The following is a 12,239-nucleotide window of genomic DNA, read 5'->3' as shown; positions in this document are numbered from 1 at the left end:
ACTAAGAAGCGCCCTCCACTAGTACCGTTTTATCCTATGCTATTTCTTATTGAAAGTGAACGAGGAAATATTTTTTTCGACCGCGTCGGATGATAGTAAACGTATCTTCTAAACGATCTGCACTCGTCACAGTATGATCTAAATTTTGATTTCTATCTCCATTTACATAAATTGCCCCATTTGTAATGTCCTCACGTGCTTGACGTTTCGATGGTGAAATTTTTGCTGCTACTAATAAATCGATTAACCCGATATCCGATTTTTCTGCTACATATGTCGGTACATCTTTGAACCCTTGTTCAATTTCATGTTTCGTTAACTGTTTTACATCCCCGCTAAATAATGCTTCAGAAATTTTAATTGCTTGATCTAATGCTTCCTTTCCGTGAACGAATGTCGTCATCTCTTCTGCTAAACGCTTTTGAGCAACACGCGCACCCGGATCTGCTTCTGTCGCCTTTTCGATTTCTTCTATCTCTTCACGGCTTAAGAATGTGAAATAATTAATGAATTTAATAACGTCTCGGTCATCTGTATTGTACCAGAACTGGTAAAACTCATACGGGCTCGTTTTTTCAGGGTCTAACCAAATAGCACCACCAGCTGTTTTACCGAATTTCGTGCCGTCAGCTTTCGTAATTAATGGAACCGTTAAACCAAATACGTCTGCTACCTCTCCATCTTCTCGCGTACGGCGAATATACTCCATTCCAGCCGTAATGTTTCCCCACTGGTCACTTCCACCAATTTGTAAGGAACACCCTTCTTCTTCGTACAGTTTCATGTAGTCATATGACTGCATTAACATATAACTGAACTCCGTGTAAGAAATACCGTGTTCAATTCGAGAAGCTACCGCATCTTTTGCTAACATGTAGTTTACGGTAAAATGTTTTCCAACATCTCGTAAAAATTCAATAAATGTTAAATTAGATAACCAATCATGGTTATTACGTGCTACCGCAGCATTGTCTCCTTCATCAAAATTTAACATGGTCGCTAATTGATTACGTAAACTATTTGCGAAATAATGTACTGTTTCTGTCGTATTTAAGGATCTTTCTTCATTACGACCACTTGGATCCCCAATCATTCCAGTTCCTCCACCAATTAATGCAATTGGACGGTGACCAGCAAGTTGGAATCTTTTTAATAACGTAACCGGGAGCAAATGACCGATATGCAAACTATCTGCAGTCGGGTCAAACCCGCAATATAATGTCACTTGATTTTCCTCTAAATGTTTTTTTAAACCTGCCTCATCTGTCGTTTGTTGTACAAGCCCTCTTGCTTGTAAATCTTGTAAAATGTCCACCATCATTCACACTCCATAAATAAATTAAAATAAAAAAGCCCCATCCCAAAAAAGGGACGAAGCTTGTTGTTCGCGGTACCACCCTTGTTATACATAAATTACTTAGATTCATGTATCACTTGGCGTTCGTATCGGTGACTTCACCGTCTTCTGACAAGAATGCTCCTGACTGTAATTCGTCCAATCAAATATGACTAACTTCCACCAACCGTTAGCTCTCTATACAGTGATTTCATCGACTACTTCGGCCATTCATTGCAAATTTATATGTAATTGATTAATATTGTAACAACATATATAAATAAATAGCAAGCCATAAGCATGCAATTTCCCTGAAAAAATTACAAAGTCTACCGCAAATATCCGAAAATGTATGATATAATAAGAAGTTGAATTTAGGAGGTAACATACATGAACTTTAAAAATATAACCGATAAAGTAAAAGATTGGTGGCAAAAAGGATCCATCCAAAGAACATCCCGTATTACATATGATGTCGTTTGGAATGTTATTCTTTTCTTTATCATCGTCGGTGTCATGGGTGTTTTCTTCGCTGGAGGAGTTGGTGCAGGTTATTTTGCCTCGCTCGTAAAAGACGAACCAATCCGGTCTTATGAAGAAATGGAAAAGAAAATCTATAATTATGAAGAAACATCCAAAGTGTATTTTGCCGATAATAAATTAATTGGTGATATCCGCTCTGACTTACACCGGGAAGAAGTAAAGCTTGAAAATGTAGCTGAAACATTGACGAATGCTGTGATCGCAACAGAGGATGAATTGTTTTATGACCATAATGGTGTTGTACCTAAAGCAATCGTCCGTGCAATATTCCAAGAGGTATCCAATTCAGATACGAAAACTGGTGGTAGTACACTAACACAGCAAATTATCAAAAACCAAATTTTAACGAATGAAGTATCATTTGACCGAAAAGCGAAGGAAATTTTACTCGCCATGCGTTTAGAAAATTTCTTTGAAAAGGAACAAATATTAGAAGCTTATTTAAATATTATTCCATACGGTCGAAATGCTTCAGGGGATAATATTGCTGGTATTCAAACCGCTGCAAAAGGAGTCTTCGGTGTAAAAGCAGAAGAATTATCCTTACCACAGGCAGCATTTTTAGCTGGTATTCCGAAAAACCCTTATGCTTATACACCATTTAAACAAAACGGAGATATAAAAGATAAGGACGGATTAAAGCTAGGATTAAACAGAATGAAAACTGTTTTAAGTCGAATGAAGCATGCAGGCTTTATTACAGACGAGGAGTATAAGAAAGCAATTGATTATGATATTACGAAGGATTTTACGAAGAAGGCGCCATCTTCTATTGAAAAATATCCAGCCGTCGTTTTAGAAATTGAAAAACGTGCAAAAACAATCATTATGGAAATGTTAGCGGAAGAAGATGGATATACATTAGAAGAAATAGAAGAAAGCGATGAATTAAAAGAACAATATGATATGTTAGCTGACCGCGCCTTACGAATGAATGGATATGAAATTCATTCCACCATTGATAAAGATGTATTTGACGCGATGCAAAAAGTAGCAAAAGAATATCCATATTACGGTCCAGACCGAACCGTGCCAAAAACTGGTGAAGTAGAACAAGTAGAAACCGGTGCTGAAATTATTGAAAACAAGACTGGTAGAGTACTAGGATTTGTACCAGGTCGTAACTTTAAAGCCGGTGAAAAAGAAGTAAACTATGCGACCGGATATGGAACGACTGGACGTCCTGCAGGTAGTACGTTTAAACCTGTCGCTGTATTCGGACCAGCAATGGAGTTAGGTGCTGCGCAGCCGGGTACAGTGATTGCCGATATCCCTGGACACCAAGGATATGCACCAAACAACTATGGTGGCGCATATAATGGACTTGTGACCGCTCGTGAAGCTGTCACATACTCCTATAACGTATCAACCATTGAAGTGTACAAAAGTATTTTAGGGCAAAACCCAGCAGATAAATTTTTAAAGAAAATGAACATTCCGTTAACGGAAGAATTAGAACAAGACCCTTCTATCGGTCTTGGATCGAATAACGTGACAGTAGAACAAAATACGAATGCTTTTACAACATTCAGTAATGGTGGAAAGTTCGTCGAAGCATATATGATTGAAAAAATTGTCGACTCAGATGGTAATACCATTTATGAACACGAGCCAGAACCTGTAAAAGTTTTCTCTAAACAAACCGCATATTTAATGATTGATATTATGCGTGACGTTGTAAGTCAAGGTACAGGAGCTTATGTCCCTAGTCGCCTCAAACATGGTGGGGTCGACTGGGCAGGTAAATCTGGTACGTCACAAGATTATCATGATGCTTGGTTTATTGGAACAAACCCTAACGTTACGATGGGTGTTTGGTTAGGATATAATACCCCTAGTTCGATTTATAATTGTTCCGATTGTGGAGGATTAAGTTATAGTCAACGAACACAACAATTATGGGTCAACTTAATAAACGCAGTTTCAGATGTAAAGCCTGAATTAATGGCCCCTTCCAAAAAACATGAACAACCGGAAGGCATTGTAAGTAGCAGCTTCTGTGCAACATCTGGTGATGCACCATCAGATTTATGTTCAAAAGCAGGACTCGTTCGTTCAGACATATTTAATAGTAAATATGTTCCGAGTAAAACAGATAATAGTTTAGTAGGCGGTGGCTCTACATCGATGACGAAAATCGACGGAAAAGAAGTCGTCGCTGGTTCGAAAACACCTTCTGAATTTACTTCAAAAGGAAAAGGTGGCTATAAGTTTAATCCTAAATTCTTAAAAGAAAAAGGATATGATCGCCTAGGTGACTTATCTGTACTCATTCCGAGAAAAGGTGGCGGAGGTTGGAATAAAATTACCGCAGCGGCTGGTAAAGGTTCTAGCTCCTCAAGCTCTGTAAAAGATACCGGAAAAGCCCCTTCTGCTCCAGGGTCTGTCTCAGGCAGCAAGAGTAGTATTTCTTGGTCAGGAGTATCTGGTCAAAATGTCGTTGGTTATAGGCTTTATCACGCAAAAGAGAAAGGCGGATCATATAAACCGGTCGGTTCCACCACAGGAACTTCTTTATCCCTTCCATCAGGTAGTGGAGCATATCACGTCCGTGCAGTCGATTACTTTGGTCGGGAATCTGGAGCATCTAAAGTTGTATCTGTAAAACCTTCCAAAGAAGAGAAAAAAAATGATGCAAAAGATAAAAAGAAAAACGAGAAAAAGAAAGACAAAGACAAAAAGGAAAACAAAAACAAGGACAAAAAAGAAAACAATAAAGAGAAAAAGAAAGAGAAAAACAAAGATAAAAAAGAAGCGAAAAAAGAAGAGAAAAAGGAAGAAAAAAAGAAAGACAAAAAAGAAAACGACAGTAAAAAAGAAGAAAAACCAAAAGATAAAAATAACGATAAGAAGACAGATAAAGACAAAAAAGAGGATAAAAAAGAAGACAAAAAAGATTAATGAAATAAGCCTTGGTACTTATCGTGCCAAGGCTTATTCTTTATACAAAAAATGCACCATACAAAAAAACAATGACCCAAATGATTGGATCATTGTTCTGTAGCTGAATCTAATATAACAATTTCAACACGACGATTTTCCCGCCATGCATCTTCATTATTTTCTTTCGTTACTGGTCTTGTATCACCATACCCACCAATTAAAAATCGTGCTTCGTCTAACTGATGTTCCTCAATGAAATAACGAACAACACTTCCAGCACGTGCACCAGATAATTCCCAATTTGAAGGATATCGATAATTCGAAATGGGACGTGTATCTGTATGCCCTTCTACTCGCACGTCATTCGGAATATTTTTTAATAATGTTCCTACTTCATCTAAGAAAGGTTTTCCAGTATCCAATATGTCCGCTTCCGCAGATGCAAATAAAATACTATCTTGTAACACTAATGATACCCCTTCTTCCGTACGATTTGCTGAAATAACATCCTCTAAATCTTCTTCCATTAAAAATGTATCTACTTGTTCGACGAGGCGCTCCAATGCATCTGCTTTCTTACGTAATTCTTCGGAAAAACTATCTTCCGATTTCTCTTCATCCTTCTCTTTATCTTTCTCCTCTTCCATCCCTACATCCATGACTCCTATTGTATTACCTTGCTTCATATTTTCAGATGGAATGTCAGAAGGTAAAAAGTCTAAAATCGCCCTACTTTGAAACGACTCTGTAATCGACTCAAATTTTGCTAAGTCAATTTGTGACATCGAAAAAAGCAAAATAAAAAATACTAAAATTAATGTAATCATATCAGAGAATGTTACCATCCATTTTGGGGCGCCAGATTGCTGACTCGTCCTCTTTCTACGCTTCATAGACATTTTCTCCGACTACTTGTGCAGTTTCCATTTCCTCATATGTACGTAACTCATCTCCAATTAAAAATGCACTTAATTTTTCTTCTAAAATTCGTGGGTTTTGACCAGATTGTACCCCGATAATTCCTTCAATAATAATTTGTTTTAAAAATACTTCTTCTTCCGTCTTAATCGCTAACTTACTAGACATCGGTAAGAAAACTAAATTTGCTAACACAGAACCATATAATGTAGTAAGTAATGCAACAGCCATATTTGGCCCAAGACTTGCAGGGTCAGATAAATTATTAAGCATTAATACTAACCCAATTAACGTACCGATCATTCCCCATGCAGGTGCATATTCTCCTGCCTTTTCAATGAGCATACGTCCTCGATCATGTTTTTCTTCCATCGCTGTTATTTCAGCATTCATAATATCATTGATTACTTCCGCTTCAATTCCATCAATCGCTAATAAAATTCCTTTACGAATGAACGCGTCTTCTATATCATCCATTTCATTTTCTAAAGCGAGTAACCCATCTTTTCTCGCCTGTTCGGATAAACGAACAAAAAGACGAATTAATTCCGGCATTTTATGATCATTTTTTCGAAAAGCTTCTCTGAACACGGACCAGAACAAGCGAATTTGTTCTTTTTTAAAGTTAATTAAAAGCGATCCGACTAATCCACCAATAACGATGAAAAAGGATGCAATATCCACAAAATTGACAAAGCCTTCCCTACCACCATTTGAAAGGATAGCAAGTGCAATCATAAAAAAGCCGATCGTAATACCAATTGGGGTTAAGATATCTCTCGTTTTCATGTGTCACATTCTCTCCCTAACATCCATTGTTTCCTATAGTATTATTATCGGCTATGTTTTTATTTTGTTGAGTCTCTTTCAATAATTCGATGAGGAAGAATAACATTATTATCTTCTACTTCCTCTTTATTCATATATTTTGTTAATAAACGCATTGCTACTGCTCCAATATCGTACATCGGTTGGACGATCGTCGTTAATGTCGGACGTACCATCATCGCAATTCGTGTATTGTTGAAACCGAATACTTCAATGTCTCCAGGAACGGATAATCCTCGGTCTTGAATACCGTGAATAACTCCTACAGCCATTTCATCTGTAGTGACAAAAATAGATGAAGGTTTTCCTTGATTTAAAATTTGTTCTACTCCGTCCATTCCACCATTGTAAGAAGATTCCTCTTCTACGATAAGACTACGGTCAATTTCTACCTTCGCATCTTCTAACGCACGAACATATCCTCTATACTTTAAATCATTCGACTGAACATCAGAAGCTCCACTAATAAATGCTGGTTGCGCATTCGTCGTTTCTAATAAATGAGTTGTTGCCTCATATGCCGCTTCCTCATAGTTAATATTAACAGATGGTAATTCATCGTTCACATCATGTGTAGCAGCTAAAACGACCGGAACACGTGCTGTTTTGAATTGCTGAATATGTTCCTCTGATACTTCTCCACCCATATACACGATCCCATCTACTTGTTTTTCAAGCATCGTATTAATTAGATGAAGTTCTTTTTCTTTGTTTTGATCTGAGTTACTTAAAATAATGTTGTATTTGTACATCGTAGCAATATCTTCAATTCCACGTGTTAACTCAGAATAAAATGTACTTGAAATATCTGGGATGATTGCTCCCACTGTCGTAGTCTTTTTACTCGCTAATCCCCTTGCTACCGCATTTGGTCGATAACCTAATCTTTCAATTGTATCTAATACTTTCTGTCTCGTCGTTGGTTTTACATTTGGGTTTCCATTTACTACCCTTGATACAGTTGCCATCGAAACGTTCGCTTCTCTCGCCACATCATAAATTGTTATACTCAATGTGTCGCCACCTCCAAACAAAATTGTTCCTTCTACTTGTAATAATAAACTAGCTAACAAAAAAACACAAAAAATATGTAAGGATTTTGCAAATGTTTTCATAAATTTTCACAAAAAGAATAAAATTAGCGTAAAAAAGGGAAAAACGATGGCACTTTTCGCACCATCGTTTTCTTCTTATCGATTAATTCCTTTACTGAACGTACTTACTTCTTCGAAAAATGTATCAAATGTCGGAATATCCATTTGTTGTTGTGCATCAGATAACGCAACAGCCGGGTCAGGGTGAACTTCTGCCATCACTGCGTCTGCTCCAATCGCAATAGCAGCTTTCGCTGTCGGCAGTAATAAATCACGACGACCTGTAGAATGTGTCACGTCGACCATGACTGGTAAATGCGTTTCTTGTTTTAATATTGGTACCGCAGAAATATCTAACGTATTTCTTGTAGCCGTTTCATAAGTTCGAATTCCACGTTCACATAAAATAATATTACTATTCCCACGTGAAATAATGTATTCAGCAGCATTAATAAATTCAGCAATTGTTGCAGATAATCCTCGTTTTAAAATAACAGGCTTGTTCATTTCTCCTGCTTTCTTTAAAAGTTCGAAATTCTGCATGTTTCGTGCACCAATTTGGATAACGTCAATATAGCTCTCAGCTTCCTCTAGATCTCCTGGTGTAACGATTTCACTAACGACTGCTAGATCGTATTCATCTGCAACACGTTTTAAAATTTTTAATCCTTCTAACCCTAATCCTTGGAAATCATAAGGAGACGTACGAGGTTTGTATGCCCCACCACGTAGTAATTTTAATCCTTTTTCTTTCACAGATTTTGCTACGGCTGCTACTTGTTCATAGCTTTCTACCGCACACGGACCGAATACGAAACGAGTATGTCCGTCTCCATATTGCTCTCCGTTAATATCAATAATCGTATCTTCCGCTTTACGTTTACGTGATACGAGTAATGCTTTTTGTTGATCGTCTTCTTGAATTTCTAGCCCTGCTTTGAAAATTTCTTTGAAAATATGTTCAACAGTCGCATTTTTAAAAGGACCATCATTATGTTGAATGATATGATTTAACATGTCCCTCTCACGTACGGGGTCAAAACGTCGTGTACTCTGTTTCCCTTTAATTTCCCCGATTTGTCGTACAATTTCTGCACGTTTATTAATCAAATCTAGTAAATCTAGATTCAATTCATCTAGCTGTGCTCGTAATGTTTCCATCTTTCCGTTACTCATTTAAAAATGCCACTCCTTTGAATTTATTAACAATTACGACAATTATAACGAAATTTGTGTAGTTTGTCACATATTTGCATTCAAAAAATACTATAATAAAAATAATAGACTGTATGGAAACGGAATCAATGATGACTTTGCTCAGGATTCTTGCAACTTTGGGTTGGAATCTTGCAACTTTGACTGGGATTCTTGCAACTTCGACTGGGATTCTTGCAACTTTGCACGGGATTCTTGCAACTTCGACCGATATTCTTGCAACTTTGCCTAGGATTCTTGCAACTTCGACTGGGATTCTTGCAACTTCGACCGATATTCTTGCAACTTTGCCTCGTATTCTTGCAACTTCGACCGATATTCTTGCAACTTTGCCTGGGATTCTTGCAACTTCGGCCTGTATTCTTGCAACTTCGACCTGCATTCTTGCAACTTTGACTGATATTCTTGCAACTTTACCCGATATTCTTGCAACTTTTTTGTCGTATTTTTTATGCCACGCTAAAAAGGACCCCACTGGCATAGCTAGAGGGTTTTCAAGTGCACAAAAAACAAAAAACACCCCCTTCGCTATATTTTGGTCTCACGAATGGGGTGCATATCCATACTATGTTGCAAGCTTCTTCTTTTCGATTAGTCTTTTAAATCTTCAATCTTTTCTTCTAAATCTTCAATCTTTTCTTCTGCTTTATCGAGTACTTCGTTTTTCTTTTCTTTCACTTCTTTTTTCGCCTTAGCAGCTTTCTTCTCTGCTTCCGCTTTAATTTCTTCTGCTTTTTTTTCAGCCTTTTCTTTTACATCTTCTGCTCTGTCTTCAGCATCTTTCTTTGCGCGTTTTACTTTGCCTTTTGCTTCTTCAAATTTATCTTCAGCTGCATTTTTTACATCTTCTGCTCTGTCTTCAGCATCTTTCTTCGCGCGTTTTATTTTGCCTTTTGCTTCTTTAAATTTATCTTCAGCTGCATCTTTCACATCTTCTGCTCTTTCTTCAGCATCTTTTTTCGCGCGTTTTACTTTGCCTTTTGCTTCTTTAAATTTATCTTCAGCTGCATCTTTCACATCTTCTGCTTTTTCTTCAACATCTTTTTTCGCGCGTTTTATTTTGCCTTTTGCTTCATCAAATTTATCTTCGGCTGCATCTTTCACATCTTCTGCTTTATCCTTTGCTTTGCCACCAATTTCTTTTGCCTTTTCTGTTACATCTTTTGCGATATTTTTTGATTTTCCTGCAACGTCTTTCGTAAAGCTTGTCGTAGAATCTACCGTTTTTTTCGTTACATCAGCAGTTTTTTCTTTTAATTCAATACCTTTTTCTTTCGCAACCATACCATATTCCGTTCCTTTCTCTACCGCTACATCTTTCCACTCGTCCACTTTATCGAACGCTTGTTTTGTACCAGTACTAAGATCTTCACGTAACTCTCTACCAGTTTTCGGTGCAAATGCTAATGCTACTGCAGCTCCAACTACTCCACCAAGAAATGCTCCTAGAAAAAAACTACCACTATTGTTCTCGCTCACGAAATATTCCTCCTTAATTTTTACGGTTCTTAAAGACATTTACTATTGCCGAAGTCCATTTAACAGCTTCTTCTGCTTTCTCACTATCAACATCTGCTGCTTTATTTACAGTGTTTGATAATTTTTTCATTGATAATGTTAAATTGTGGAATGTTTCCCCAACTTCATGAACACCATCAAATACGCTGTTTAATCGATCAACTTTATAGTTTACATCTTCCGCTAAATCATTCGTTTTTTGTAATAATAAAGTCGTTTCCGTCGTAATACCTTCTACTTGTTTCTCCATTGATTCAATTGTATCTGCGACATTATCTAACGTACGCTTTGTAGCTGTTAATGTTTTTGCAATATAAGCTACTAAAACGGCAAATGCCACTGCTACAATAATTACTGCAATTGCTATTGCTGCATACATGGTTGTCAACTCCTCTAATTTATTTTTCAAACGACTATGTATAGGTCTTCACATTTATACTACCCCTTACAACACCGTTCGAAACCTACTATATACTAATACTAACGCATTTTTACTAAAAGTTTCAATCAATTAGTGCATAAAAAAAGTTGGAATACAAATTTCGTCTCCATAAAACGATGATTCCAACTTTTTTGCTTATTTTACATGTTCGTTTTTACTATTTTCATACGCTTTTTGAAATTTTTGAATGTCCCCTGCTCCCATAAAAACAAGTGCCGCATCTTTATGTTTTGCTAATACATCCACATTATCTAATGTAAGTAATGTACCATTAGGGATCTTTTCTAATAAATCCTCGATCGTTAAATCTCCTGACACTTCACGCGCGGAAGAAAAAATATCACATAGATACACACAATCCGCTTCATTTAAACTGTCCGCAAACTCTTGTAAAAATGTTTTCGTGCGTGTAAAAGTATGTGGTTGGAAAATAGCTACCACTTCTTTATCTGAATATTTTTTTCGTGCCGAATCAATCGTCACCGCAATTTCAATTGGATGGTGTGCATAATCATCAATTATAATTTGTTCCCCTAATTTCTTCTCTGAAAAACGGCGCTTTACACCATTAAAAGTACTTAAATTATGCATTATTTTCGGATCAATGCCTTCATAATGACAAAATGCAATCACGGCTAATGCATTTAAAATATGATGATTTCCGTAAAGTGGAATCGTAAATGTGTCAAAGTACGTATTACGTACATATACGTCAAAGGTCGTGCCTTTTTCCGCCACTTTAATATTATTCGCTTGAAAATCATTCTCCGCACTGAAACCATAGTAAATAATCGGTACATTCGATTGTAATTCATGTAATTTTTCATCTTCTCCACATGCAATAATACCTTTTTTCACTTGGTTTGCAAGGGATTGAAAGGCATCAAACACATCATCCAAATTACGGAAATAATCTGGGTGATCAAAGTCGATGTTCGTAATGATCGCATAATCTGGTTTGTAATGTAAAAAATGACGTTTATATTCACATGCTTCAAATGAAAAATACGTACTATTTTCATTTCCAAACCCTGTACCATCTCCAATTAAATAGGATGTCGGTAAACTCGTAGATAAAACATGGGATAATAAGCCTGTCGTCGACGTTTTCCCGTGGGAGCCTGTCACTGCAATACTCGTATATTTATCTGCCCACTCTCCTAAAAACTCATGATACTTAAAGAATGGCACACCTAATTCATGCGCACGTTTAATTTCAATATGATCTTCTGAAAACGCATTTCCAGCAATGACTGTTACATCTTCCGTTATATTATTGGCATCAAAAGGCATAATACGAATCCCTTTTTGCTCCAAACCTTCTTGTGTAAAAATAAACTTTTTGATATCAGAACCTTGCACTTTTTGGCCAGAGTCATGTAAAATTTGCGCCAATGCACTCATACCAGTTCCTTTTATTCCTATAAAGTGATAAGTAGTCATCACTAACCTCCAACTTATG

10 protein-coding genes and 1 other annotated feature are annotated in these 12,239 nt (G+C 36.8%); of the genes, 1 reads left to right on the top strand and 9 read right to left on the bottom strand.

Annotated elements, in window-relative coordinates; translation table 11 throughout:
• Window positions 1–46: 46 nt before the first annotated feature.
• Window positions 47–1,315 carry a tyrosine--tRNA ligase gene (tyrS, locus tag WKT09_RS08270; RefSeq protein ID WP_340415619.1) on the bottom strand — a complete coding sequence of 423 codons (1,269 nt, stop codon included), beginning with the start codon at window positions 1,313–1,315 and terminating at the stop codon, window positions 47–49.
• Window positions 1,316–1,364: 49 nt separating this feature from the next.
• Window positions 1,365–1,580, bottom strand: a binding site (T-box leader).
• A 146-nt stretch (window positions 1,581–1,726) separates the two neighbouring features.
• Here tyrS and WKT09_RS08265 point away from each other — a divergent pair.
• Window positions 1,727–4,780, top strand: coding sequence for a transglycosylase domain-containing protein (locus WKT09_RS08265; RefSeq protein WP_340415590.1), 3,054 nt, complete (start codon window positions 1,727–1,729; stop codon window positions 4,778–4,780).
• Between the two features lie 89 nt (window positions 4,781–4,869).
• Here WKT09_RS08265 and motS read toward each other — a convergent pair whose 3' ends face one another.
• The 8 genes from motS to murC form a co-directional block, all read right to left on the bottom strand.
• Window positions 4,870–5,655, bottom strand: coding sequence for a flagellar motor protein MotS (gene motS, locus WKT09_RS08260; RefSeq protein ID WP_340415589.1), 786 nt, complete (start codon window positions 5,653–5,655; stop codon window positions 4,870–4,872).
• Window positions 5,645–6,469 carry a flagellar motor protein MotP gene (gene motP, locus WKT09_RS08255; RefSeq protein ID WP_340415588.1) on the bottom strand — a complete coding sequence of 275 codons (825 nt, stop codon included), beginning with the start codon at window positions 6,467–6,469 and terminating at the stop codon, window positions 5,645–5,647. Before motP ends, motS begins: the two co-directional genes overlap by 11 nt.
• A 59-nt stretch (window positions 6,470–6,528) precedes the next feature.
• Window positions 6,529–7,521, bottom strand: a complete 993-nt coding sequence (ccpA, locus tag WKT09_RS08250) for a catabolite control protein A (RefSeq protein ID WP_340415587.1) — start codon at window positions 7,519–7,521, stop codon at window positions 6,529–6,531.
• Between the two features lie 177 nt (window positions 7,522–7,698).
• On the bottom strand, window positions 7,699–8,778 hold the full coding sequence (locus WKT09_RS08245) for a bifunctional 3-deoxy-7-phosphoheptulonate synthase/chorismate mutase (RefSeq protein ID WP_340415586.1): 1,080 nt from the start codon (window positions 8,776–8,778) through the stop codon (window positions 7,699–7,701).
• Between the two features lie 267 nt (window positions 8,779–9,045).
• On the bottom strand, window positions 9,046–9,249 hold the full coding sequence (locus WKT09_RS08240; RefSeq protein WP_340415585.1) for a hypothetical protein: 204 nt from the start codon (window positions 9,247–9,249) through the stop codon (window positions 9,046–9,048).
• A 159-nt stretch (window positions 9,250–9,408) separates the two neighbouring features.
• Window positions 9,409–10,296 carry a YtxH domain-containing protein gene (locus tag WKT09_RS08235; protein ID WP_340415584.1) on the bottom strand — a complete coding sequence of 296 codons (888 nt, stop codon included), beginning with the start codon at window positions 10,294–10,296 and terminating at the stop codon, window positions 9,409–9,411.
• Between the two features lie 13 nt (window positions 10,297–10,309).
• Window positions 10,310–10,714: a DUF948 domain-containing protein gene (locus WKT09_RS08230; protein WP_336266778.1), complete on the bottom strand. Its 405-nt coding sequence runs from the start codon at window positions 10,712–10,714 to the stop codon at window positions 10,310–10,312.
• A 198-nt stretch (window positions 10,715–10,912) separates the two neighbouring features.
• Window positions 10,913–12,220, bottom strand: coding sequence for a UDP-N-acetylmuramate--L-alanine ligase (murC, locus tag WKT09_RS08225; protein ID WP_340415583.1), 1,308 nt, complete (start codon window positions 12,218–12,220; stop codon window positions 10,913–10,915).
• Window positions 12,221–12,239 lie beyond the last annotated feature (19 nt).

This window comes from Pseudogracilibacillus sp. ICA-222130 (assembly GCF_037892545.1).
Lineage (GTDB): Bacteria > Bacillota > Bacilli > Bacillales > Amphibacillaceae > Pseudogracilibacillus.
The sequence above is the reverse complement of the archived record's forward strand: the minus strand, read 5'-3'. Positions and strand labels throughout refer to the sequence as shown.

Coding starts and splice junctions, on each gene's coding strand:
- WKT09_RS08265 (WP_340415590.1), top strand. CDS start 1,727: ATGAACTTTAAAAATATAACCGATAAAGTAAAAGATTGGTGGCAAAAA.
- motS (WP_340415589.1), bottom strand. CDS start 5,655: ATGAAGCGTAGAAAGAGGACGAGTCAGCAATCTGGCGCCCCAAAATGG.
- motP (WP_340415588.1), bottom strand. CDS start 6,469: ATGAAAACGAGAGATATCTTAACCCCAATTGGTATTACGATCGGCTTT.
- WKT09_RS08245 (WP_340415586.1), bottom strand. CDS start 8,778: ATGAGTAACGGAAAGATGGAAACATTACGAGCACAGCTAGATGAATTG.
- WKT09_RS08230 (WP_336266778.1), bottom strand. CDS start 10,714: ATGTATGCAGCAATAGCAATTGCAGTAATTATTGTAGCAGTGGCATTT.
- murC (WP_340415583.1), bottom strand. CDS start 12,220: ATGACTACTTATCACTTTATAGGAATAAAAGGAACTGGTATGAGTGCA.